Source organism: Rhodanobacter sp. OK091 (assembly GCF_900142825.1).
Taxonomy (GTDB): Bacteria; Pseudomonadota; Gammaproteobacteria; order Xanthomonadales; family Rhodanobacteraceae; genus Rhodanobacter.
Window position 1 is genome coordinate 675962 of the sequence record NZ_FRCH01000002.1, and the last position, 25278, is coordinate 701239.

The window sequence follows — 25278 nt, forward strand, 5'->3', positions numbered from 1 at the left end:
TTTGTCCATCGTCCCGGAATCGCAAAGCGATATCCGGGACCCAGTGCCCTTGTGCATCAACGCGTTACGTGAAAGGTGCGGGATTCCCGCCATGGATTCTGAAAATAAACTCATCGATACCTATATTTTCACCTGAAATGGTGAAAATATAGCGGCCATGAGCCTGCAGCTGACCTCCCGCCAATCCAACATCCTGGACTTCATCCGTGCCCGCGTGGAGCAAGGTGGCCACGCGCCGACGCTGGAAGAGATCGGCCAGGCGATGGGCCTGCCCAACGTCAGCGCGGTGCTGAAACATGTGCGCTCGCTGGAGGCCAAGGGCCGGTTGGTCATCGAGCCGAACCGCTCGCGCGGCATCCGGCTGGTGAGCGCGCCGGACCCCATCGATGCGGACACCATGGATCTGCCGCTGGTCGGCCGCATCGCTGCGGGCGAGCCGTTGTTTTCCGAATCGCGTATCGAACGCACGTTGCGCGTGTCGCGCTGGCTGTTCCGGCTGAAACCGGATTACCTGGTACGGGTGATCGGCGACTCGATGCGCGACGAGGGCATCCTGGACCAGGACCTGGTGGGCGTGCATGCCACACCGGTGGCCCGTCATGGCCAGGTGGTCGCGGCGCGGGTGGGTGGCGACCGCTTCACCATCAAGCGGCTGTACTGGAAGGGCGATGTGATACGGCTGTTGCCGAACAGTCCGGGTTATCAACCCATCGACCCGGATCCCAGCGACGACTTCGCCATCGAAGGCTTGTTCGCAGGCTTGCTGAGGGGCTGCTGATGGGCTCGATCGTCGCCTTGTCGGGCATGCTCGATGCGCGACAGGTCTGGCGCGGCCGGGCCGTGCCCGTACCGGCAGGCGAGCAGCCGACCGGGTGGGCAGCACTGGATGCATCGCTTCCCGCGGGCGGCTGGCCGGCTGCCGCGCTTTCCGAAATCCTGCTGCCGATGGATGGCGTGGGCGAGCTTCGCCTGCTGCTGCCCACGATGGCGCGGCTCAGCCGCGGCAAACGTTCGGTGGTCGTCGTGGCGCCGCCGTATGCGCCCTGCGTGGCCGGCTGGCAACAGCACGGCGTCGACATGCGGCGGGTGGATATCGTGGCAGCGCCGGAAGCCGAGGTGTTGTGGGCTACCGAGCAATGCCTGCGCTCGGGCAGTTGCGCCGCCGTGCTGGCGTGGCCGCGCCAGGCCGACGACCGTGCGCTGCGCCGCTTGCAGGTGGCGGCCGACACGGGCAAGGCGTTGGCGTTCGCGTTCCGCGACCGCAGGCATCTCTCGAGCGCTTCGCCGGCGGCATTGCGGCTGGAGATCGAAACCGCGCCGCGTGCCCAGGTATGGGTGCGCAAGTGTCGTGGCGGCGCCGTGCCGGCGCAGCCTTTCGCGCTTCCGCGCGCATGGCATTGATGGCTGGCGATCATGTTGTGGGCCTGTGTATTGCTGCCGCATCTGGCACTGGATGGCATCCTCCGCCGTCGGGTTAGCGATGAGCCGCTGGTGCTGGTGGGCGGTGCCGTCAACGCGCGCAGCATCGTGGCGGTCAATGCCTCGGCGCGTGATGCGGGCCTGCGGGTCGGCCAGCGCCTGACCGCCGCCCATGCATTGCTCGCGCGATTCGATACGTTGCCTTACGACCCACAGGCGGCCGATCGCTGGCAGCGATTCCTGGCGGCGGTTGCGTATCGCTACAGCTCCGAAGTGAGCCTGCTGCCGCATGCGATCGTGCTGGAGGTAAGCCGCAGCCTCGGCCTGTTCGGCCCATGGCTGCGATTCGAGTCCATGCTGCGTGCCGACTTCACCGCGCTGGGTTTTCGTCATCGCATCGCAGTCGCACCCACGCCGCATGCGGCTTATGTGCTGGCCGGCATCGAGGATGGCCGGGCGGTGCTGGCGCAGGACGGGTTGCGCGATGCGCTGCGCGACGTGCCGATGCGCAAGAGCCGCCTGCCGGCCGTTGCCGTCGATGCCTTGTCGGGGATGGGCATTCGCACGCTGGGACCGTTGCTGGGATTGCCGCGCGATGGCCTGCGGCGCCGCTTCGGGGCCGGACTGCTGCAAGCCATCGATCGCCTGCTCGGCGAGCTGCCGGCCGGGCTCGACAGTTATCGTCCACCGGATGTGTTCGATCTTCGTATCGAACTGACGCATGAGGTGGAGAACATCGCCGCGCTGGTATTTCCGCTGCGTCGCATGACCGGCGACCTTGCTGCCTACCTGGCGGGCAGGGACGGCGGCGTGCAGCGGTTCGTGCTGCGGCTGGAGCATCGCGAAGGCAGGGCGACTGCGGTGAAGGTCGGCCTGCTGTCGCCGGAGCGCGACGCCGGCATGCTGTTCGAACTGGCACGCGGCCGGCTGGAACAGGTGCAGCTGCCCGAACCCGTATTGGGCTTGCGGCTGGTCGCACGCGATCTGCCGAACTTCGTGCCGGCCGGCCGCGACCTGTTCGACGAACGCCCCGCCAACGCGCTGCCGATCGAGCAACTGCGTGAGCGGCTGCGTGCGCGGCTGGGCGATCGCACCGTCTACCGGCTGGGCAGCACTACCGACCCGCGTCCCGAACGCGCGCAGGCAGTGGCCGAACACGGCGGCGCCAACTACGAAGAGCCGCGTCCGCGCCCGACCTGGCTGCTCGATCGCCCGATTCCGCTGCGCGGTCCGGCGCCGCGCATCCTGGCCGGTCCCGAACGATTGGAAACCGGCTGGTGGGACGGCGCCGAAGCGTGCCGCGACTACTACGTGATCGAGACCTCGCTGGGTCAGCACGCGTGGGCGTTCTGTCAGCCCGGCGAACAGAGCGGCTGGATGCTGCAGGGCTGGTTCGCATGAGCCTGCTTGTATGAGTTCGTATGCCGAGCTGCATTGCCTGTCCGACTTCTCCTTCGGTCGCGGCGCATCCAGCGCGGGCGAGTTGTTCGAACGCGCGAAAGCATGCGGCTACGCCGCGCTGGGGATCACCGACGAATGCTCGCTGGCCGGCATCGTGCGTGCGCTCGAGGCATCGCGCGAAACCGGCGTGAAGTTGATCGTGGGCGCCGAATTCCAGCTCGACGATGGACCGAAGCTGGTGCTGCTGTGCGAGAACAAGCAAGGCTATACGGCGCTCTGCAGCCTGATCACGCGCGGGCGGCGGGCATCGAAGAAAGGCACATATCGACTGACCCGCGCCGACATGGGCGATGGCTTGCCGGGCACGCTGGCCTTGTGGCTGCCCGGACTGCAACCGGACATCGCACAAGGCCGCTGGTTGCGCGCGACCTTCGGCGAGCGCGCTTGGCTGGCGGTGGAGCTGCATCGCGGGCCCGACGATGCAGCGCGCCTGCGCGACCTGCAGGCGCTGGGCCGCGCGCTCGATCTCCCGCTGGTGGCCAGCGGCGGCGTGCACATGCACGTGCGTCGCCGGCTGGCGCTGCAGCACACGCTCACCGCGATCCGGCATCGCGTGCCGATCGCCGAGGCAGGTGCGCTGATCTTCCGCAACGGCGAACGCCACCTGCGCCGGCGCGACGCGCTGGCGGCGATCTATCCGGCGATACTTATGCACGAAAGCGTGTGCATCGCGGAACGCTGCACGTTCGACATGGCGGAACTTCGTTACGACTACCCGAAGGAGCTGGTGCCCAAGGGCCACAGCGCGACCAGCTGGTTGCGCCATCTGGTCGAGGCAGGCATGCGCTGGCGCTGGCCGGATGGCGCCAGCGACAAAGTGCGCAAATTGATCGATGCGGAACTGGCGCTGATCGAACTGAAAAGGTACGAATCGTTCTTCCTCACCGTGCATGACATCGTGCGCTTCGCGCGCGGCGAAGGCATTCTCTGCCAGGGCCGCGGCTCGGCCGCCAACTCCGCCGTGTGCTTTGCGCTGGGCGTGACCGAGGTGGATCCGGAAATCAATGACCTGCTGGTCGCGCGCTTCATCAGTGAGGACCGCGACGAGCCGCCCGACATCGATGTCGATTTCGAGCACGAGCGGCGCGAGGAGGTGATCCAGCACATCTACACGAAGTACGGGCGCGAGCGCGCCGCGCTGGCCGCCACGGTGATCTGCTATCGCGGCCGCAGCGCGGTGCGCGACGTGGCCAAGGCGCTCGGCCTTCCGCTGGACCAGGTGGATCAGCTCAGCGATGTCTTTGCGCGTGGCTGGGGTGACAGCACTGCCGAGGAACGCCTGCGCGAACAGGGTTTCGATCCGCACAGTCCGGTCATTCGCCGCGTGCTGAAGCTGACCCATGAACTGCTCGGCATGCCGCGGCACCTGTCGCAGCACGTGGGCGGTTTCGTGATTTCCAATGTGCCGTTGTACGAGATGGTGCCGGTGGAAAACGCGGCGATGCCGGATCGCACCATCATCCAGTGGGACAAGGACGATCTGGACACCATGCGCATGCTGAAGGTCGATTGCCTGGCACTGGGCATGTTGACCTGCGTACGCAAATGCCTCGATCTGCTGCGCGCGCACGATGGCGTGGATCACACGCTGGCGACGATCCCGCCGGACGATGGCGCTACCTACGAGCTGATCCAGCGTGCCGACACGGTGGGTGTGTTCCAGATCGAAAGCCGCGCGCAGATGGCGATGCTGCCGCGGCACCGGCCGGCGAATTTCTACGATCTGGTGATTCAGGTGGCGATCGTGCGGCCTGGCCCGATCCAGGGCGACATGGTGCATCCCTACCTGCGACGCCGTAACGGTGAAGAGCCAGTCGAGTATCCGTCCCAGGCTTTCAAGGAGGTACTGGAACGCACGCTCGGCGTGCCGCTGTTCCAGGAGCAGGTGATGAAACTGGCGATGGTGGCCGCGGACTTCAGCGCCGACGACGCCGACAAATTGCGTCGTTCGATGGCCGCATGGAAGCGGCACGGCGGACTGGAGCCGCATCGCGAGAAGCTGATGCAAGGCATGCTACGCAACGGATACACGGCGGCTTTTGCCGATCGCATCTTCGAACAGATCAAGGGTTTCGGCTCGTATGGCTTTCCCGAGTCGCACGCGGCCAGCTTTGCGAACATCGTCTATGCATCGAGCTGGCTGAAATGCCATCACCCGGCCGCATTCGCCTGCGCGCTGCTCAATTCGCAGCCGATGGGTTTCTACGCACCGAGCCAGATCCTGCAGGACGTGCAGCGTCATCGCGTGGCCGTGCGCCCGGTCGATGTGCGTTTCAGCGCCTGGGACTGCACGTTGGAAAACTGCGTGCTGGAAAAAGGCACGCTGGAAAAAGGCCGGCTGGAAAAAGGCAGGCGCGACGCGGCCGGTTCGCATGCGATCCGGTTGGGTCTGCGCATGGTGCGCGGCTTTTCCGAAGCCGCCGCGCTGCGCCTGATGGCGGTGCGCCAGCAGCACGCCTCCGCCGACATCACCGACTTGTGCGCGCGTACCGGGCTCGATCGCAGGCATCAGGATCTGTTGGCGGATGCGGACGCGCTGCGCGGTCTGGCCGGCCATCGCCATCGCGCCCGCTGGGCTGTCGCCGGCGTCGAAGCACAGCTGCCGCTGTTCGGCATGGACAGCCCGGCCGAGCAGGTAGTCGCATTGCCGCTGCCCACGCAAGCCGAAGACACGCTGGCGGACTACGCGCGGCTGGGGCTGAGTCTCGGGCCGCATCCGCTGCGGCAGATCCGGGCCAGGCTGCGCGCGGCGCACTGCATCGATGGAAAGACATTGCGCACCCGGCCGCACAACAGCCGCGTGCGGGTAGCCGGGCTGGTGACGTCGCGCCAGCAACCGCAGACGGCCAGCGGCATCATCTTCGTGACCCTCGAGGACGAGCACGGCCTGGTCAACGTGGTGGTCTGGCGGCATGTGGCCGAAACGCAGCGCCGCGCGCTGATCGAGGCACGCCTGCTCGCGGTGGAAGGCCAATGGGAGCACGTGGACGGTGTCAGTCACTTGATCGCACATCGTCTTCAGGATCTGACCCCGTTGCTGGGTGCGCTGGATGCGCGGTCGCGGGATTTCCACTGACAAAATCAGGGCGTTCTCAGGTCTCCTCGCGCAGGGGCCCACCGTCCTCCGGCGAGGGACTGTGCTGGGGTTCGGGGTTGTGCGGCATCGGAGGCTGCTCGGTCGGATGGCCGCTACGCTCCAGTTCACCGCGCCAGCGCGGCAATGCCTCCGGGTAGTTGGCCTGGACATAGGCGATGAGTCCTTCGCGCACGTGACAGCGCAGGTCCCAGCCGCGGCCGGAGTCGGATGCGCTGACCAGCGCGCGCAATTGCATGGCGCGTTCGTTGGCATCGGTCACCTGCAATACGCAGACACGGCCGTCCCATTCCGGTGCCTCGCTGCACAGCCGTTTCAGTTCCTCGCGCAACGGCGCCAGCGGCATGCGGTAGTCCAGCATCAGGAACACCGTGCCGATCAGCTGCGAGCCGGTGCGCGTCCAGTTCTGGAACGGGTTCTCGATGAACCAGTTGAGCGGCACCACCAGCCGCCGTTCGTCCCAGATGCGCACCACCACATAACTGCCGGTGATCTCCTCGATGCGACCCCACTCGCCTTCGATGATCACTACGTCGTCCAACCGGATCGGCTGGGTCAGCGCGATCTGCAAGCCGGCGATCAGGTTGCTCAGCACCGGCTTGGCGGCCAGCCCGATGGCCAGTCCGGCCACGCCGGCGGAGGCGAGCAGGCTGGCGCCGAGTTGGCGCACGCCGGGGATCGTCAGCAGAATGATCGACGCACCGATGACGATCACGATCACATCGACCGTGCGACCAAGCACGCGCACCTGAGTGACTACGCGGCGCGCCCGCAGGTTGTCGGCCACGTCCATCGGGTAGCGCCTGATCGCTGCGCCTTCGAGCGCACCGAGGCAGCGCACCGCCAGCCACGTGCTTGCCGCCAGCACGGCAATCAGCAGCATATGCTGCAACAGGGCAAACGAGGCGGATGGGGTCGCTGGCCAGACATGCATGGCGATGGTCAGCGTCAGCAGCGGCATCAGCCATTCCATCGGCGCGCTGGCGCGCCCCATGACGTCCGACGTCACCGGATGGCTTTTCGCCAGACGCCGCAACAACGCATAGGCCACAGCGCGAAGCGCGACGGCCAGCAGCAGCCCGGCCACCACGGCCAGGCCAAACCGCATCCACGCGTTCTGCAGCCACAGTGTGGAGAGCTCATTCACCATGAGCACGGTCAACCTTGGGGACCGGTGGCGGCCGGCGAGTTGTTATCGACCGGACGCGCTTCCTGATGTGTGACGCCGAGGTAGAAGCCGATGCCAAGTATCACAAGCAGCGCGAGCAGAAGGAACCAGAACGCCCAGCGGCGCTGAAGCTTCATGGTGGTTTCCTCGTCTTTGCAGGAACCTCGACCTGGGTTCGGCTGGACTTGGTACAGGCCGGCCTCGCGATGGGCGCGCTTCGCGCCGAACCGGACGGCCGCCTGCGCGACGCGGATACCATTGCAGCCTCATGGTTCACGTACCGTCAACAGCTCGGCCGCCATCGGCTCACACCGCGCTAACGAGCCAGATCACGAGCCAGATCAGCGCAACCTCTGCGCAATCTTGTTGAGGTCCTGCCGCACGTCGTCGATGCCGGCCCACGGATCCGAGCGCAGCCGCGCCATCCGTTTGGGTGCGGAACGGATATCGAAGTCGTGTCCGCTCTTGAGCTTGCCCAGCTCGCTCCAGCGCAGCGGCATGGCCACCGGCGCTCCGCTGCGTGCGCGCAGCGAATACGATGCCACGCTGGTGGCGCCTCGGCTGTTGCGCAAGTAGTCCACGTAGATCTTGCCGCCGCGTCGCGCCTTGGCCGCGGTCGCGATGAAATCCAGCGGATGTGCCTGCGCCACGGTGGCTGCAAATGCTTGCGCGAAGTCCTTCACCCGCGGCCACGCGCAGCGCGGGTTCAGCGGAACGACGACGTGCAGGCCCTTGCCGCCGGTAGTACGCAGAAATGATTCCAGGCCGAGCTGCGTGAGCAGCTTGCGCATCAATCGTGCGGCTGCCACGACTCGCGGCCAGGCCACGTCGTCGCCGGGATCCAGGTCGAACACCACGCGATCGGCCAGGTCGGGTTGCTCGATGGTCGAACCCCAGGGATGGAATTCCAGCACGCCGAACTGCACGAGCTCGATCACCGAATCGGCATCCAGTGGATAGATATAGGTGGCTTGCGCGCCGGACTCCTCTTTCAGCTTCGCGCTGCCCACGTGTTTCAGGCCCTGGATCATGTGCTTCTGGAAGAAGCAGGCCTTTGCCGTACCTTCGGGACAGCGGATCACCGACGTCGGGCGATTCATCACGCCGGGCAGAAACCACTTCATGACGCTGGCGTAGTAATCGGCCACGTCCTGCTTGGTGTAGCCGTCGTCGGGAAACACCACGCGATCGGGATGCGTGATCGCTATCCCGGCCGACTTCGAAGCAGACGACCTGCGTCCTGCAGCCGCCATTTTCGTCGTCGGCTTGCTGCTGGCGCGATCGGAGTCGGCCAGATCCGCAGGTGTCTTGTCGATGCGCATGGTCTTCAGGCCCGGTTGGCGCAGCAAGTTCTTGTTGCCGATGCCGCGGTAATACACCTCGGTGGAGGACAACTGCATCCCGATTCGGCCATTAGAGTGTGAGACGAAACGAGACTAAAGAGTCGAAGAAGAGTCGATGCAGCCGAAGTCGATGGAATGCCGGCGGGATCTTCCAGCAGCCTCTAGATCTCTCTACAGCTCTAGACCTTTCAACAGCCCTCTAGCAAAATTTTAATGACGCCCATGATTCAGTCCACACAGCCCCTCGCATTCAGGAGATATTTATGCACGATGCCAACACACGCGGCACCGCTGTCTGGATCCCTCGGGTACTTGCAACTGTTTCGCGCCACATGGGTACAGGTATTCCTGCGGCGGGGGATTGCGTGAAACATCGAGTGACGCGGGAGCCTTCACTCACCTGATTCGTGACCTGTGAACAAGGCGACTCGCCAACGGGCGAGCCGCCCTCTACCCGTCTTCGCAACAAGGAAAAACGTTATGCCTGACATCGCAATCATCGGTGGTGGCGCCGCAGGAGCGGCTGTGTTTGGCGAGCTGCTGCAGCGTGACGATGCTGGCGTCGTCCATTGGATCGTCGGCCGTTCGGTACCCGGTCGGGGCGTGGCCTATGCGACGGACGACGAGCGCCATCTGCTCAACGTGCGCGCAACCGGCATGGGCGTGTTCGCCAATCACGCGGAGGAATTCGTGCAGTACGCCGCCCGCGAGCGCGAATCGGTCCAGGGCGCGGATTTCCTTCCACGGCGCCTGTTTGGCGAGTTCGTCGAAGCCCAGGTGCAATCAAGAATCCGCGCGGCGCAGGCGCGCGGGCGACGCTTTGCCATCCATTCGGATCAGGCCGTGGGCGTGCGTGCACTTTCCGAAGGGCAATATCGCGTCGAGCTGGCTGCCGCAACCACGGTGGACGTCGATGCCGTAGTGCTCGCTACGGGCGCGCTATCGCCACGCCCGCTGAAGACCGTCGCCGAAAAAGCGCTGACGAGCGGCGCCTATGAGCTGAGCCCTTGGCGCCTTGCGCAGCACGCGCGCTCGCCGCGTCGCGTACTGATCATCGGTACCGGCCTGACCGCCGTAGATACGCTCATCTCCGCGTCGACCCGCTGGCCGCATGCCGAGCTGGTAGCGGTGTCGCGCCACGGCAAGCTGCCGTTTTGTCACTCGTCGCAGCCACTGGCTCCGTATCCGTTGCAGTCCGAGCTCAATGCTTCGCTGCTTGATTGCAATGGGGTTGCCCTGATGCTGCGTCTGATTCGCGAAGCTTTCCGCGACTCGCAGGTCAGCGACTGGCGCGCGATCATCGACGGCATGCGCCCGATCAACGCTGCGCTGTGGCAAGGCCTGACGCTGCCGCAGCGGCGTCAGTTCATGCGCCACGTGCGCTGGATCTGGGAGGCTTCCCGCCACCGCACTGCACCGGCGTCATTCGAGGCAGTGGAGGCGCTGCGCGAGTCGGGGCGGCTGCAAGTGCATGCGGCACGCGTGCTCGCCGTCGAAGGTCGTGGCCCGCTGGATGTAACCGTGCGCAGTCGTGAAACGCAACTGCTGAGCACGTTGCAGGCTGATCTCGTCATCCAGGCCACCGGTCTGGATACGGCCGTGGCCTATGCGGCGGACCCGCTGCTGTCCCAACTGCTGCAGGATGGCCTGGCGGTGCCGGATCCCTTGCAGTTGGGGGTTGCTGCGAGGCCGGACGGGCAGTTGCTCGATGCACAAGGACAGCCCCGCGCGGGGCTCTATGCCATCGGCTCATTGCTGCGCGGCAACCTATGGGAGTGCACGGCCATGCCGGAAATTCGTTCCGCCGCCCACCAGCTTGCGCAAACGTTGGGGCGGCGCATGACGATAGATATCCCAGGAGAGAACTCGGCCGAAGCATGACACTCAGGCGACAAGGCTCGATCGAGAAGACGCGATAAAACGAAATAGCCATCCAAACGAAAAGAGCATTTTTGGCATATCGACATGTCTTTTGACGATTTCACCTGATCCGCAGGGCAACGATAGCCTGATCGTTCAAAGGGAATAGGGAGACCAGACAATGAAGAAACGCACCGTGTTACTGGCGATCGTCGGCACGTTGATGGCAGCTTCGGCGATGGCTAAGGATGTCACCTTGCTCAATGCGTCATACGATCCCACACGCGAGCTCTACAAGGACGTGAATCAAGCCTTCGCAGCACAATGGAAGGCACAGCACGGGGATACGGTGACCATCCAGATGTCGCACGGCGGATCGGGCAAGCAGGCGCGGTCTGTCGTCGACGGCTTGCCGGCGGATGTGGTGACGCTGGCGCTGGCGTATGACGTCGATGCGGTGGCCGATCACGGACTGCTCGCGAAGGATTGGCAGAAGCGGCTGCCCGACAACGCGTCACCATACACTTCAACAATCGTCTTCCTGGTGCGCAAGGGCAATCCGAAGGGCATCAAGGACTGGCCGGATCTGCTCAAGCCTGGGGTGAAAGTCATCACCCCGAACCCGAAGACTTCCGGCGGCGCACGCTGGAATTTCCTCGCTGCATGGGGCTATGCGCTGAAGCAGCCGGGCGGCAACGAGGTCAAGGCGCGGGCATTCGTGCGCGATCTTTATCGGCAGGTGCCGGTGCTGGACACCGGTGCCCGTGGCGCGACAAACACTTTCGCGCAGCGTGGCATCGGCGATGTGCTGCTCGCCTGGGAGAACGAGGCCTTGCTGTCGCAGCGGGAACTGGGCAAGGACGGCTTCCAGATCGTGCTGCCCTCGATCAGCATTCTCGCCGAACCGCCGGTGGCTATCGTGGACAAGAACGTGGATCAGCACGGCACACGCGAAGTCGCCGACGCTTATCTGAAGTTCCTGTATTCCCCGCAGGGACAGGAACTGGAAGCGAAGCATTTTTATCGCCCGCGCTCCGCCGAGGTGGCGCGGAAGTACGCCGCCCAATTTCCCAAGGTCAACACGTTCACCATCGACGAGTTGGGCGGCTGGCGCCAGGCCCAGGCGAAGTTCTTCGCCGATGGCGCGATCTTCGACCAGATCGGTCCGGGTAACTGAGCATGCATCGGCGGGTACTGCCCGGGTTCGGCATCAGTCTCGGCTACGCTGTCTCGTATCTAGGGTTGATCGTGCTGCTGCCGCTGGCTGCGCTGGCGTGGAAAGCATCCGGCATCGGCGGCGAGGGTCTGCTGCGGCTGCTCTCGTCGCCGCGAACGCTCGCCGCGCTCAAGTTGAGCTTCGGCGGTGCCCTGCTGGCAGCGCTGATCAATGCTTTCATCGGGCTGCTGGTCGCCTGGGCACTGGTGCGCTACCGGTTCCCCGGCAGGCGGCTGTTCGATGCATTGATCGACCTGCCGTTTGCGTTGCCCACCGCCGTAGCCGGCATTGCGTTGACCGCGCTATACGCACCCAACGGCTGGCTGGGTCGCTGGCTCGTACCGTTGGGTATCCAGGTGGCCTATGCGCCATTGGGCGTGTTGCTGGCCATGGTGTTCGTGGGCTTTCCGTTTGTGGTGCGCACGCTGCAACCGGTGCTGCAGTCGCTGGATCGTGATGTGGAAGAGGCCGCGGAAAGCCTGGGCGCGAGCCGCTGGCAGACGTTCGCGCGGGTCATCCTGCCGGTACTGGTACCCACGCTGCTCACTGGCTTTGCGCTGGCGCTGGCGCGGGCAGTGGGCGAATACGGCTCGGTGATCTTCATTGCCGGCAACATTCCGATGCGTTCGGAAATCGCGCCGTTGCTGATCGTACAAAAGCTTGAAGCGTTCGACTACGCCGGCGCGGCGGCGCTCGGCGTGGTCATGCTGAGTTTCTCGTTTCTGCTGCTGATCCTGATTTCCCTGCTGCAGCGATGGAGCAACCGTTGGGAGGAGCGTGCCGCATGAACACGATGACTGCACAACGTCAGGCCGGCTGGACACGCCGCATGGGGCACGGCGTGATCGTCGTGTTGGCCAGTGCTTTTCTCGGCCTGTTCCTGTTGCTGCCGCTGGCGGCGGTTTTCGTCGAGGCGTTCCGTCAGGGCGTGCAAGCCTATGTCGCCAGCATCGGACAGCCGGAAGCCCTCACGGCGATTCGGCTGACTTTGCTGGTGGCTGTCATCGCCGTACCGCTGAATCTTGTCTTCGGCGTGGCGGCGGCCTGGGCGATGACCCGGTTCGCATTTCGCGGCAAGGCGCTGCTGGGCGCCTTCATCGATCTACCGTTCTCGGTGTCGCCGGTGATTTCCGGCCTGGTTTACGTGCTGTTGTTCGGTGCGCAGGGATGGTTTGGCCCATGGCTGAGCGGGCACGGAGTGAAGATCATCTTTGCGGTGCCAGGTCTGGTGCTGGCGACGATCTTCATCACGCTGCCGTTTGTGGCGCGCGAGCTGATTCCGCTGATGCAGGCGCAGGGCAGCGAGGAAGAAGAGGCTGCCCGTGTGCTGGGTGCGAACGGTTGGCAGATGTTTTTCCGGGTGACCTTGCCGAACATCCGCTGGGCGCTGCTGTACGGCGTGCTGTTGTGCAACGCGCGGGCGATGGGTGAGTTCGGCGCGGTGTCGGTGGTGTCGGGACATATCCGCGGGCTCACCACCACGATGCCGCTGGAAGTGGAGATGCGTTACAACGAATACGACTATGTCGGTGCGTTTGCGATCGCCTCGCTGCTGGCGATGCTCGCCCTGGTCACCTTGGCCGTGAAGACCTTCCTCGAATGGCGCTACAGCGACGAGATCGCCGCCCACGCGCCGGGTGGCCACTGAGGATATGGCATGACGATGGAACTCTCGCGGCTGAGCCGCCGCTTCACCGACTTCGCCGCGCTGGACGATGTCAGCCTGAGCATTGCGCCGGGCGAATTCCTGGCCTTGCTGGGGCCATCCGGCTCGGGCAAGACCACTTTGCTGCGCATTCTGGCTGGGCTGGATTATCCCGATAGCGGTGGGGTACAGAAGGACGGCCGCGACTTTCTCGCGGCCCAGGCGCGCGAGCGCCATGTAGGGCTGGTGTTCCAGCACTACGCTCTGTTCCGCCACCTGACCGTGCGGGAGAACATCGCATTCGGTCTGCGCATTCGGCCACGGCGCACGCGTCCCTCGCGCGCGGAGATAGGCGATCGCGTGACACGTCTGTTGAAACGTGTGCAGCTGGACGATCATGGCGACCGCTATCCGAGTCAGCTCTCCGGCGGTCAGCGCCAGCGTGTGGCATTGGCCCGCGCGCTGGCAGTGGAGCCGGACCTATTGCTGCTGGACGAACCATTCGGTGCGCTCGATGCGCAGGTGCGCGTGACGCTGCGCCGCTGGCTGCGCGAGCTGCACGATGAGTTGCGGCTGACCACGGTATTCGTCACGCACGACCAGGAAGAGGCGCTGGAGCTGGCCGACCGCATCGCGGTAATGAACCAGGGTCGCATCGAACAAGTAGGTTCGCCGGAAGAGATTTATCAGCAGCCGGCGACGCCGTTTGTGTGCGAGTTCATCGGCAAGGTCAACCGGCTGACCTTGAGCGAAAACAGCGGATCCCTCGCCGCCGGTGAATGGATACTTCCCGACGATCCCTGGGACGGCCGCTACCGGCAGGGCATCGCCTACGTTCGTCCGGACCAGCTGCGCGTGGCCGTGCCGCCGCCACAACCGGCGTGGACTGCACGGCTGCGCCACGTCTACCTGGCGGGCAGCGTCGCCCACCTCGACCTTCATGTGGCATCTCTCGACCAGGCCTTGGAAGCAGATGTGGCCAGTGAAGACCTGGCCCGGCTCGGGTTGCAACCCGGTGCCGAACTGCGGGTGGCGCCGCGCAGTGCCGTGCTTTTTCCGCTGGCCGATGACACCGGCCAACCCATCGCGCGCGATCGTTCGACGTGGCGTCCGCCTGATAACAGCTAGCCGATAACACCTAGGTTTCACGCTGGCCCCAGGGCCACCCATCCACGCAGTCTGCAGCTGATGCTCAGGCCGCGCCGGGACAGTTTGCGCCTGCGCTGCCCCGGTGACGACGACCCGCAGGCGAACTATGTGAGGGGAGCAGGCTCATGACATCGGGTTCCATGAAGAAGGCGATTCTGATCACCGCCATGGTGATGGCGCTGCCGGCAACGGGTATCGCCGCTGAGAGCAACAACAGTGCATACAGCTTCGCCAACAACTGGCCCACGCATTACGTGTTCGACGACGGCACCGATCTGGGGCTGTCGCTCAAATATCAGTACGACGTGGATCGCTTCTCCAACGATGATGGCCGACTGGATAATGCACAGACCAACCGGCGCAAGGAGCTCGGTTTCTACCTGAAGGAAAAGGGCGTCTACGATGCCATCGTGGCCTATGACCTCCAGGCCAAGGCCTGGCTGGACACCTACCTGCGGGTGCAGAGCAAGGCCTTTCTCGGCAGCGATGTCGGCGCCTTCCGGTTCGGTTTCAGCAAGACGCTGGTCGGCTTCGAGGGCAACACCAGCACCGGCGCCACCACCTTTCTCGAGAGCGCGTTGCCGACCCAGGCCATCTACGCCAGCCGTCGCATCGGTGTCGACTGGGCGCTGGAGCGGCCGCATTACCTGATCGACGCGGGCTACTACAGCGGAGGCGATCTGAACGGCGACAGCGATGGCCACATGGTTGCCGGTCGCGTCGCGTGGATGCCAGTCAACCACGCCGGTGAGGTGATCCATCTAGGTGTCTCCGCCTCGCGCGAAACGCCGGACGGCACCACCGATGGTCGCAGCATCTACACGCCGCCGGGCGCTCGACTGCGCGCGCGCCCGGAAGCCGGCCTCGCCGCCAGGTTGATCGACTCCGGCAATCTCGTGCCGACCGATCACATCGATCGGCTGGGCCTGGAAGGGCTATGGATCCATGGGCCGTGGTCGCTGCAGGGCGAGTACCTCAGCGCCAGCGTCAAGCTCGCCAACGGCCGGCCCGACTACGACGCCAGCGGCTATTACGCCTTCGCCAGTTGGGTGGTGACTGGCGAGTCGCGCTCCTATTCCAGCGGGAACGTAGGCGACGTCAAACCCAAGAGCCCTTACGGTGCATTGGAGCTGGCGGTCCGATACAGCGAGCTCGATCTCAACGACGGTGCTGTGCTCGGCGGGCATGAGCGTGACTGGACTGTCGGCGCCAACTGGTACATCAACCGCTATCTCAAACTGCAGGCCAACTATGTGCATGCACAGAGCGATCGGCGTGGCCTCAGCGTCGATCCGAATGTGGTGGAGATCAGGGCACAGATTCAGTTCTGATCTGTGACCGGCCATGAGGAGGCAGGCTTGGGCTTAGCGTTCGGATTTCGCTGCCGCGGGCGCGCTACAACGCTCATCCCTAGCCCCACGGCGAATTCTTGTTCCGATAACTCACTTTTCCTCGACGTTATCGGCCGATAAGCTGCAGCCATGCACATCGTCCGAGAGCTTGAAGTTCTCATAGAGCGGTCGCGATCGCTCCTGGCGCTGGAGGTGGAGCACCTGCAGCGGGTGCGTGCGGCCGGGCTCGATGCGACAGACGCGCAATGGACCGTCGATCGACGTTGCCGTTATATCGAGCGCCTCGAACTTCAGCATGACCGGGTGCTCATGCATCGATTAGCCATGCATCAGGCTGACGAGGATGTCGGTCAGACGACGACTAAACCGGATCTGGCCGATCACGATCGCGTTTAGTAATTCTTGCAGGTCGCATGGGAAGACCTGCATCGACCAATGTCTTGGCAAGGCATTAATAGTAATCGCCACGTGTGTTTTCTGCCGAGGGAAATAGGCTCGGCGTCACTGAAGGTCAGCGATGTTTTGCCATGAGTATGGAAGACTTCTGCAAACTTCCTGACATGAATCGCGATTTCTCAAATCATGATTTCTCAGGGGGTTCATAGGAAGACTATGCGGCGTATTTGAGTTTTATCTTCACGCCAATTAAACAGCGTAGGGCCTATAAGTCCGGGAGCGGGCAGGGCCGTTCCTGGCCCCCGCTTGGAACCACAGGATTGTCGGTGCCGAAACAGGGGGTTTTCCATCTCGTGATTTTTAGATAGCTCCGCGGACAGGGCGGGCAGCGCATTGGCTTGCCTGCAGTGCCGTAGATTGACCGATTTCCTTGATCGACCGGGTTTCGCCGCTTTGCGGCGAAAAAGGCGTTGTTTTGTCGAAATAAACAGGGGAAAGCATTTATGCGTGTCATCACAATGCACGGATTCGGCATTAAGGTGCTCTGGGTACTTGGCATTTTATGCATCGGCGGATCGAGTTACGGACAGACGGCGCCCGCCTCGACCTATCCACGTCCCATGACCGCCCAAGAGGCGCAGGACTACGCCCATGTGCTGAACATGGTGAAGCCCGGCCGTCCTTACATACTCAACTTGGCCGACCCACAACAAATGCGCTTCACACAGCGCGCCTTGGCGGCTGCCGATCGCATGTCGACGAACGCGCCCCAGACGTATGCGGCTGTGCGCGACACGATGCAGCGCGATCAGAAATTGGCGGCGACGGCAAATCACAGTGCTACGGCACTCGCGGCCAGACCGTTGCTGGCAAGCACCGCCGGCGGCCCTCAAGACATCGAAACCATTTCGAATTTCGGCGACGAGGGCAACAACGTCTACACGGCAACAGGCTATTCGTCGGTGCTTGGCGGCACCACGCAGACAACGATCACCACCCAATTGATCGACACTCAAACCAAGACGGTCTACGCCAGCGCATCCAGCACTCAGTACGCCCAGGGCACGAACTTTCAGGTGCCGGTCACCGGCAAGGTGCCGAGCTCCGCCAATCTCGCGGCGGTGGCCACCATCGTCACCGTCGTTGGCAATAGCGGCAACACCACGGTGGTGAGCACCGCCGCGATGGTTCCCGCTTCCACCGGCACGATGACGGCGCCCAACTACTGCGTGCGCACGAACCCCAGCGACCCCAATTCCAACTGCGTGATCAATGGTGGCCAGACGCAGTACCAGACCACCAGCACCACGCTGGTGCCGAGCCCACCCCCCATCAAGGTGTGCTTCAGCCGAGGCAGCCAGCAATCCTGCGACTACTACAACAGCTCGGGCCGTCCGGCCACCAGCGTGTTCTATCCCGAGGCCGGTACGGCAAGTTTCGGCACCAATACCATCGATCCCTCGTACGCGACGGCGGGCAGCTACACCGCGTCCATCGTCGATCCGGTCATAGGCGGCGGTTGTGTGTTCTCCGACCACCAGGCGTTGGGTACAGGCTGGAGTCTGGCCAACGCATCGACTTTGCAATGGACTCTGCCCCAGCTTTCGATGACCAATCCGACCAACTGTCTCGGAGTAAGCGGAGGGAGGCTGGTCAACTTCAATTTCTATGTCGAGGTACCGCTGAACACGGGGGCCGGCAAGAACACCGGCTACATCACGTTCACCAGTGCTTACAACCCTCCGATGCCGCCGGGCTATCTCGGCATCCCGGCCATTTTCCTGGAAGACAGCTGCGTGGCTGCCGGCACGCTGGTGCGTCTGGCCGATGGCAGCACCACGGTGATCGAGAAGATCACTGCCGACAACCAGCCGCAGGTGATGACGGCGGCTGGCGACAAGCGCACGGTGCTCGGCACCGCCAAGGGTGTGGAGCTCCATCCGATGATTCGCCTCAAGACCAGCCTGGGGCAGGATCTGCTGATTACCCGGACCCATCCCGTGCTGAGCGCGAACGGCCTGGTGATGGCGCGCGACCTCAAGGTCGGCGATAGCGTCAAGACGGAAAAAGGTGTGGCCAAGATCGTGTCCACCGCACAGGAGAAATACACCGGTCAGGTGTACAGCCTGCGGCTGGGCTGGTTCGACGAAGCCCGGTCCGATCGCCGCACGCATAGCGCCAACGGCATCTTCATCGGCGATTCCGTGTCGCAGATCCAGATGGAGCAGGACGAGGTGGCGCGCCTGAAAAACGACAGGAAAGAAGTACTGCGGCGCCTGCCCGACGACAAGTGGCGGCAGGAGTACCAGAACTTCATCAATCAGCATCGCTGAAGCGGCCGGCGGCGCTGGAAACATCAACGCGGCAATACGTCTCCGCAGAAGGCGCTCTCGACCTTCTGCGGGTACTCCCTGTCACGTTGCATGCTTTCCGGCGCCGGCCGCGTCTCGCGCACAGCACCCGCAAGCCATCTGACATTCAAAGGACCTGCAAGCATGGCCGTGCCCACTATCCAAAGTGTCTATCTCAACGGCGCCAATCTGAAGGTGAGTTGGGCCACCGTGGCCGACCCTGCCATCACGCAGTACGTAGTGACGGTGTTCTTTGGCGTAGACAGCGTGTTCACTACGGCCACCTTCGCGCCGGGCAATCCGCCTTTCCAGATAGGTAGCCTGAGTCTGCCCGGTGGCTTGCCGGATACGAATACCAGCTATTTCGTGCAAGTCAGCACCATGTGGGGCAGTAGCCCGGGACAGAACGAAACCAGCCAGCTGGTGCCGCTGATCACCCGACTGCCGGTGCTTAGAACAGGCTATTACGACGGCACCAATTTCTATCTCGAGTGGGAGCCGAGCGAACAAGCAAGTCAGGGTTATTTTCTGCAGATCTACGGCAGCAGCGGCAGCCCTTCCACCGGCACGGCGCCCACTGCGAACAACTGGTGGGGCATGATCCCCAGCCCCGCGTTGCCTGCCGGGCAAACATGGAATGTGCAAGTTGCCGCTGCGGGCACGGTAGCCAGCGACGACGGCGACAAAGTGTATGCCGCGCAAGCGGCTTCGCCGCTGCTGGCCTCGCCGCAACCTAGCCTCGCCGGACTGAGCGCACGCTATCAGCGCGATGTCCAGGGCAGTTTCATCAATGCAACGTGGACGGCGCTGAACGCATCGACAGGTGTGACGCGCTACCGCCTGCAGAGCTATGCGCCCGATGGCACACCCGGCAGCTTTCTCGACGTGCCCGGCGCCACCAGTGCAGCAGGCACGCTATTTCTTCCTAGCCGTTTCGAGCCGGGTTCCACCCTGCGCTTGCTCGCACTCAATGCTGCCGGTATCGGTGTCGCTACTACGGCCAGTCCGGTGCTGACCGCGCAGCCCATTCTCTCCGGCGCGGCCTACGCCTCGGGCAACAATGCTGTCAGCGTGGCTTGGCAGATGGGGTCGGATGCGGCCGTCACGGGTTTCATGATCGAGGTCTACAACCTCGCCAACCCTACACAGACTTATACGCAGGCAGTGTCCGGAGGCAGCAGTCGCAGCGCGAGCTTCACCAGCTTGCCCGCCGGCGGCCTGGATGCCACTCAAACTTGGGGTATCCGCCTATGGGCTACCGGTGCCGCCGGCAGCGTGCCGGCCGTCGGTGAAACCTGGCTGCTGCCAGCGGCTGCACCGACGATCTCTGCGTTGTTGTGTCAGGGATCCGAATTGAGCGTGACATGGAGTCTGCCTGCAGCGGCGGTCCAACCCGCCGCTTATATGGTGAGCCTGATCGCCGGCGCTTCCGTGGCGGCCCGCCTGCGAGTGGAAGGCGGGCAGGCTACACAGGCCCGCTTGATGATTGTCGATGCGAGTCAAAGCTACAGCGTGACCGTGGCAGCTATCGGACCCGATGGTGCGCAGGGGCCTTTCAGCGCATCGGCCAATCCGCTGGTGGCGACGGTCACCGGCTTGACGGCTGTCACCGACGCCATCAGCGGCCTCTGCACGTTGTCGTGGACGGCGGTGGCCAATGCGGGCAGCTATCGCCTCGACTTCGGCAACGGCACACCGGTAACGCAAAGTGGCACAACGTACACGTTTACCAATCCGCTGCCCGCGGAAGCGGACCTTGCAGCGTGCGTCACGCCCCTGGCTGGTTCAGCCGGTCTGAACATAGCTGGCCCGGCCATGGCGCCGCATCGTCTTCCCACGCAGCGCGCGCGCGTGATCCAGGCTAGCTTCAACGCGGCAGCCATGGCGGCTACCGCTACCTGGGAACCGCTGCCCGGTGCTACGGGATACCGCGTCGCACTGATGGCCAGCACCGGCGGAACGCTGACGGAATTGGCGAATGCGACTGCTGCCGCAGGAGCCACGCAATCTACGGTCGCCTTTCCGAATGCCTATAGCCTGAGTTCGACCGCCCAATATCTGCTGCTGGTCCAGGGCGAATGGGCGGGTGATCGCGGTCGGCAAGCCAATCAGCCATCCATCTTCGACCCGGGTTTCTATACCTCGACCAGCGCGGCCAGCGCGGCGCCGCCGTTTGTGTATCCCGCAACCCTGATCACCACGACGACGTCGACGAACAGCGCGATGACAGGCGAGCCGCTGACGCTGTATCTGCCGGACATCGGTGCAGGACATCCATTGACCACGCCGCTGCCGACGCAAGGTGCTTTCGCGCTGGCAGCCAACACCGACGCGTCGAAGAACAGCGCCGTATATCCGTATGTGCTGACCATTTCCAACACGGTCTCGACCAACAACCCCTGGACCTTTGCCCCCGCACAGACGATTCGCACCGGATTGGCCAGCGATGTACAAACGTTCCTCAAGAATGTGGAAGCGGCAGGCGCCGTGCCGTGGGGCATCGTGCTGGTCCAGCAAGTGTTGGCGCGCGCGTTGCCGCAGACATTTGCCGAACAGCTGTATTACAGCTTCGGCCTGACCTTTCCCGGTGCGGGCGCATCGCAAGGGTGTGTGGATCTGCGCCCCGGCATGGTGCTGCGAGTGGTGCCCAATCCCTATCAAACCGTACCGGGACAGACCCAGGGCTCATGGCTGACCGGTTATGTGGGTGCCGCCTGCATCGATTACGACATCGGCAGCCTGGTCAGTGCGAACGGCGCATGGAGCGCGGGTTTCGACACCTTCATCGGCCAGCTCGTCGGCAACGGCGCCCTGAGCGTGACCGCTCCGGTAGCCAATCCGAGCACGGGACAAGAGCAGGGCGTGGCCGAAGCGGCAGACCTGTATTTTCCGGCTTTCACCCAGTCGTTCTACCGACTTTTCGTGCCCAACAATCTGTTGTCGCCGAGCAGCGTCGGCAGCCAGCGGGCCAGCGACAATTTCGTGCTCGCCGCAGCCTCCACTTTTCTCGGCCTGTGCAATGCCACCAGCGCACCCTCGGCCAACACGACCGTGGCTTATTTCCGGGGCCGCGCCGTTCTCAAGGCCTGCATGCGCGTGACGCTCGACGGCGTCGGGCAGGTGGTGCCGGTGGGCACCACGCTGGCGAATCTGCTCGAGCAGAGCGGTCGCCTGATGCCGGCCGTGCCGCCGCCGCTGGTGGGCGTGCATATCGAACGCGGATTGGGCGGCGCCGTGCTCGATCCCAACGCGCCGTCGCAGCCCGCCGGCGTGGCGCTGCATCTGGATTGGCAAGCCGCCAATAGTGCGGCCTATGGTCCAGGGTGGGGGGTGGCTTCGCTGCCGCTGCTCCCCGGCGATCGCATCACCTTGGGCTGAAGACCATGGACGCGCCCGTTTTTACTTCGGTGGCGAGTGGTTCGCGCCTGTATGCCAGCAGCGCCGCTCCCGTGGGCGGCTTTGCCGGCTATTGGTGCAGCGCCGCTGCAGGCTTCGGCGCTTCGGCAACCTTGGCGCAGACCTGGGCCGACGTGGGCGGTTTCTATGTGTTTACGCAAGCCTTGCCCAGCGACCTGGCGGTGTTCGCAGGGCAGCTTGCGCAGCTTGCGCCGCGCATTTCGCCGACCGGCCTGGTCAAAGTACTTTGGCTGGCGAATACAGCCGACAGCGCGTGGAACTACTGGTCCACGAGCATGCTTACGGCGTTGCCGCAGGATGCGCCTGGCGGCCCTTGGACGCTCGTCACGCCAACGCGTCTGGTGCTGGGTGACTACCGCGTGGAGCTTGCGGCGGGCAGCCGCCTGTCCTTGCAGAACGGTACGAGCAACTACGGATTGTTGCTGCCTGCGGGCGCAGCGGTTTTTTCGCATGGCGACTTCGCCTTGGGCGCGAGCGCCACGGTGACACTGGCATTGGCGGGCCCGGCTGTCGGTGCCTTGGCCGTACCGCTTTCACTCCGGCCGCAGCAACCTGATCCTTGCGACCAACTGGGCGTGATGCTGCGCTACGCGACCACGCCGGCCGCGGACGATGCCGAGGCGGTCGCACAGAACCTGGCGCGCTACTTGTCGATGCCTTTGCTGCGGCTGCGCACGGGCAGCCTGGCGGCCAATCTGTACTTCGACGCCAGCGCTCCGCTCGATCCTCGACGCAGTTTCGTCGATCTGGCACCGACGGGTGCAGCGCCCTATGCCATGGCCAGCGCGTTCGTGACGACACTTGGCTACAACACCACGCTCACGCCGCGAGCCGGTCTGGCAGCGGCACGCTCTGGCCGTCTGGCGTTTTGCAAAAGCCCCATCTACGCCGTGGAGGGAGACAACCAGGGCAGCGAGGTCTTCCACCTTGCGCCCGATGGCTGCTACTCGATCGGTGTGTTGGTGCCGGTGAGCGTGCAGCAGCGGCGCGCAAGACTTGCTGCCAGCAACGGCAACGTGGAGCAGGACCAGTGGATGTTCGGCAATTCCGGTGCCGAGTACGCCACTCTGGATTCGGCGACCAGCGACGTATTGGCGTTCAGCGCCGGTGGCCCGGCCTACATACCGGCTGATCCGCCCGATGGCACGTCGCCGTTGCGTCCTGCGGCTACCACCGCCTACTTGACCCTGTTGCCGGTGGCGGCTTCATCTAGCGGCCTGTCTTACTACGCCCAGCCCCTGCAAGCGCCGCTCTTTATGGCGGCCAGCGATCTGGGGGCCGGATTTCTGGACTTTCACACCATGCTGGCGGGTAACTTGCCGCCGCAGTCGCAAGCCACCGATCTTTCCGCGCAGCTATTCCCGGCAGGCGCTTATCGTTGGCTGCCTTCTGCGGATATCGAACTGGCACGCGCCATCGAAGCGGCCGTGCTGGCGCCGACACGCCGTGCCGTCATTGGAGGCCTCCCTGCGTTAAAGGAGACGAGCATTGTCGATATACCGCCGCTGGCTGTCACGCCTCAAGGCTTGCTGGCACAACTTTCCGCCGACGGTTCCGCGTGGAGCGGCGTGCTTTTCGGCAACCTGCCCAGCAGCGCGCAAACACTGCTCTTCACGCCGGTCAAGGAACGTTTCACGCTGGCGTTGCAGTCGAACCAGCTTTTTTTCGTGGTCGCCGACGTAGAGGAGTTCCTGAAACAAAGCGGCGTAGGTTCCAGTGGTCTGAACTGCACGCTGGACGGTTGGACGTTCAAGCTCAACCCCAGCGACTGGCGCGGCCCGGCTCAGTCGAACCCGACCTTGATGCTGTTCAAATACTGCAACCGCAGCTTGACCGACCTGGCGGACGACGCCAGCGCGTGGGGCTGGCAAGAAGCTGCCGGCGACCTCCGCCAGACGCAAAAGCAACTGCAGGGGTTGCTTCTTACCGCCCGCGAGCGTGCTCAGGCTGTGCCGCCGATACCTGGCGACCCTTATGTCATTTTCTATAACGAGGTGGCCAACAACCCGATGTGGAACGGCGTGCTGTTCTTCAACGCGCCGGTCGATCTGGGGCTGATGCCGCCGGACCTGAAGTTCCTGGCGGCGGGTATCGACCCCACTAGGTTCTACGCGCACCATGTGGGTTTTTCGGTCACACCGGTCGATGCCACCGGAGGCACGATCGTGCCGGGGCAGACGGCGGCGTTCGGTTTGATCGACTACGAAGATACGCAGGATCTGGCACCGTCGAGTACCACGCCGTTCGGCTTCAAGACCTTGCAGTTGAAAATACGCTTCGCCAATGCACGCATCGCCGATTTCGCAGCGCAGTGCGAACTGATGGTGAACACGTTGTTCGGCGCACCGTTGAGCAAACAGGATCCGTCCCGCGGCAACAACCTCATCATGGATGGCAGCTGCCAGCGTGTCGCCGGGGTGCCTTCATACAGCTTCGCCCTCGATGGCGAGAACCTCTTCAATGCGCAGGGCTCGGCGATCGTCAGTGCGCAAGTGCTGGCCGTGCGCATCGATACCGCCACCGCCGAGGTCGGCGATTCGGTCACCTGCAGTTTCACCTTGCAAGGCAATCTTCGCTTTCGCGAACTGGCCGCGTTCGACATGTTCGGCTACGGTGCAGACAGTCAAGGCCAGGATGGTTATCTGCGCTTTACCGGCTTGTCGATTCGCATGCAATTCACGTTGTCCGCGCCGACCCTGCAGACTTTCACTGCCTTTGAAAGTGCGACCGCGCTGGATCCGGTGAACAGTTCGCTGCGGAAAAATTCCCTGGCCGCCAATTTTCCGCTCAAAGTCTCCGGCATCGAGATCGTGCCGGCGGGCGCGGACGGCAAGGGACTGACGCCCGAGCAAATGGGCTTTGTCTCCATTGCATGTCCGCTCGAGCAGACGCCGATGTCGGCACCTTGGTATGGGCTGCTGTACACGATGGACCTGGGCTCGCTCGGTGCGCTATCGGGCAGCATCGGTCTGGGCATGACCGTACTTGCCGCCTGGTCCACCGGCTCCGATAGCGATCCGCCGGTCTACCTGGGTCTGAAGCTCGCCTCGTTCGTGCCCGGTGGCGGCAGTCTGCCGCTACAAGGTGTGCTCAAACTCGGTTTCCGCGGTTTCGAATTCATCGCTTATCAGGCAAGCGCCAGCCAGATGGGGTACCAGCTCTGGATGCGGCGCTTCGCGCTGTCCGTGCTTTGCTGGAGCTTTCCACCGGGCAATGCGGATCTGGTGTTGTTCGGCGCGCCGGGCGACCCCAGTGCTTCGCTGGGCTGGTATGCCGCCTACGACGCCAAGCCGGATGCGAAAGCGCTGGAGCACGACATGCAGCCGCCTGCGACCACCACCCTGACGGATCGGCGGTTCGCCAACAGCCGTCGACTGCCGCCGGTCGCCTGAGCGAACAAGGAATCC

At 64.0% G+C, this 25278-nt stretch carries 18 protein-coding genes; 14 read left to right on the plus strand and 4 right to left on the minus strand.

Annotated elements, in window-relative coordinates:
• The first annotated feature begins 157 nt into the window (after nucleotides 1-157).
• From lexA to BUA26_RS12575, 4 genes are read left to right on the plus strand one after another with little or no spacing between them, the layout of a single operon-like run.
• Nucleotides 158-778: a transcriptional repressor LexA gene (gene lexA / locus BUA26_RS12560; protein ID WP_072761175.1), complete on the plus strand. Its 621-nt coding sequence runs from the start codon at nucleotides 158-160 to the stop codon at nucleotides 776-778.
• Nucleotides 778-1401, plus strand: a complete 624-nt coding sequence (gene imuA / locus BUA26_RS12565) for a translesion DNA synthesis-associated protein ImuA (protein WP_072761176.1) — start codon at nucleotides 778-780, stop codon at nucleotides 1399-1401. The genes lexA and imuA overlap by 1 nt, the downstream gene beginning before the upstream one ends.
• Nucleotides 1402-1413: 12 nt before the next feature.
• The gene (locus BUA26_RS12570; RefSeq protein WP_072761177.1) at nucleotides 1414-2820 is read left to right on the plus strand and encodes a Y-family DNA polymerase; all 1407 of its coding nucleotides are present in this window, start codon (nucleotides 1414-1416) and stop codon (nucleotides 2818-2820) included.
• A gap of 10 nt (nucleotides 2821-2830) precedes the next feature.
• The gene (locus tag BUA26_RS12575; RefSeq protein WP_072761178.1) at nucleotides 2831-5956 is read left to right on the plus strand and encodes an error-prone DNA polymerase; all 3126 of its coding nucleotides are present in this window, start codon (nucleotides 2831-2833) and stop codon (nucleotides 5954-5956) included.
• Between the two features lie 16 nt (nucleotides 5957-5972).
• Here BUA26_RS12575 and BUA26_RS12580 read toward each other — a convergent pair whose 3' ends face one another.
• Nucleotides 5973-7124, minus strand: a complete 1152-nt coding sequence (locus BUA26_RS12580) for a mechanosensitive ion channel family protein (RefSeq protein WP_072761179.1) — start codon at nucleotides 7122-7124, stop codon at nucleotides 5973-5975.
• A 65-nt stretch (nucleotides 7125-7189) separates the two neighbouring features.
• On the opposite strand from BUA26_RS12580, the gene BUA26_RS12585 reads away from it, so the two are divergent.
• Nucleotides 7190-7462 (plus strand): hypothetical protein, encoded by a 273-nt coding sequence (locus BUA26_RS12585; RefSeq protein WP_072761180.1) that lies wholly within the window; start codon nucleotides 7190-7192, stop codon nucleotides 7460-7462.
• A gap of 21 nt (nucleotides 7463-7483) precedes the next feature.
• Here the strand turns inward: BUA26_RS12585 and ligD are convergent, their stop codons facing one another.
• Nucleotides 7484-8542, minus strand: coding sequence for a non-homologous end-joining DNA ligase (ligD, locus tag BUA26_RS12590; protein ID WP_255368311.1), 1059 nt, complete (start codon nucleotides 8540-8542; stop codon nucleotides 7484-7486).
• Nucleotides 8543-8965: 423 nt separating this feature from the next.
• On the opposite strand from ligD, the gene BUA26_RS12595 reads away from it, so the two are divergent.
• The 6 genes from BUA26_RS12595 to BUA26_RS12620 all read left to right on the plus strand — a co-directional run bounded on the left by BUA26_RS12595 (nucleotide 8966) and on the right by BUA26_RS12620 (nucleotide 15686).
• Nucleotides 8966-10366, plus strand: coding sequence for an FAD/NAD(P)-binding protein (locus BUA26_RS12595; protein WP_072761181.1), 1401 nt, complete (start codon nucleotides 8966-8968; stop codon nucleotides 10364-10366).
• Between the two features lie 160 nt (nucleotides 10367-10526).
• Nucleotides 10527-11522, plus strand: a complete 996-nt coding sequence (locus tag BUA26_RS12600; protein WP_072761182.1) for a sulfate ABC transporter substrate-binding protein — start codon at nucleotides 10527-10529, stop codon at nucleotides 11520-11522.
• 2 nt (nucleotides 11523-11524) lie between these two features.
• Entirely contained in the window at nucleotides 11525-12349 is an 825-nt protein-coding gene (gene cysT / locus BUA26_RS12605; RefSeq protein ID WP_218587814.1) for a sulfate ABC transporter permease subunit CysT, read from the plus strand.
• 5 nt (nucleotides 12350-12354) lie between these two features.
• Nucleotides 12355-13209, plus strand: a complete 855-nt coding sequence (gene cysW / locus BUA26_RS12610) for a sulfate ABC transporter permease subunit CysW (protein ID WP_343124225.1) — start codon at nucleotides 12355-12357, stop codon at nucleotides 13207-13209.
• Between the two features lie 9 nt (nucleotides 13210-13218).
• Nucleotides 13219-14334: a sulfate/molybdate ABC transporter ATP-binding protein gene (locus BUA26_RS12615; RefSeq protein WP_072761185.1), complete on the plus strand. Its 1116-nt coding sequence runs from the start codon at nucleotides 13219-13221 to the stop codon at nucleotides 14332-14334.
• 146 nt (nucleotides 14335-14480) lie between these two features.
• The gene (locus BUA26_RS12620) at nucleotides 14481-15686 is read left to right on the plus strand and encodes an OprO/OprP family phosphate-selective porin (protein ID WP_255368312.1); all 1206 of its coding nucleotides are present in this window, start codon (nucleotides 14481-14483) and stop codon (nucleotides 15684-15686) included.
• A gap of 111 nt (nucleotides 15687-15797) precedes the next feature.
• Here the strand turns inward: BUA26_RS12620 and BUA26_RS12625 are convergent, their stop codons facing one another.
• Both BUA26_RS12625 and BUA26_RS20445 read right to left on the minus strand, forming a co-directional pair.
• Nucleotides 15798-16004, minus strand: a complete 207-nt coding sequence (locus tag BUA26_RS12625) for a hypothetical protein (protein ID WP_143154265.1) — start codon at nucleotides 16002-16004, stop codon at nucleotides 15798-15800.
• A 21-nt stretch (nucleotides 16005-16025) separates the two neighbouring features.
• Nucleotides 16026-16175, minus strand: a complete 150-nt coding sequence (locus BUA26_RS20445) for a hypothetical protein (protein ID WP_178368582.1) — start codon at nucleotides 16173-16175, stop codon at nucleotides 16026-16028.
• A gap of 548 nt (nucleotides 16176-16723) precedes the next feature.
• Here BUA26_RS20445 and BUA26_RS12630 point away from each other — a divergent pair.
• From BUA26_RS12630 to BUA26_RS12640, 3 genes are all read left to right on the plus strand, one after another.
• A complete protein-coding gene (locus BUA26_RS12630) occupies nucleotides 16724-18436 on the plus strand; it encodes a Hint domain-containing protein (protein ID WP_072761188.1) in 1713 nt (570 codons plus the stop codon).
• Nucleotides 18437-18598: 162 nt separating this feature from the next.
• Nucleotides 18599-21832, plus strand: coding sequence for a hypothetical protein (locus BUA26_RS12635; protein WP_072761189.1), 3234 nt, complete (start codon nucleotides 18599-18601; stop codon nucleotides 21830-21832).
• A 5-nt stretch (nucleotides 21833-21837) separates the two neighbouring features.
• Nucleotides 21838-25263, plus strand: a complete 3426-nt coding sequence (locus BUA26_RS12640) for a hypothetical protein (RefSeq protein WP_072761190.1) — start codon at nucleotides 21838-21840, stop codon at nucleotides 25261-25263.
• Nucleotides 25264-25278 lie beyond the last annotated feature (15 nt).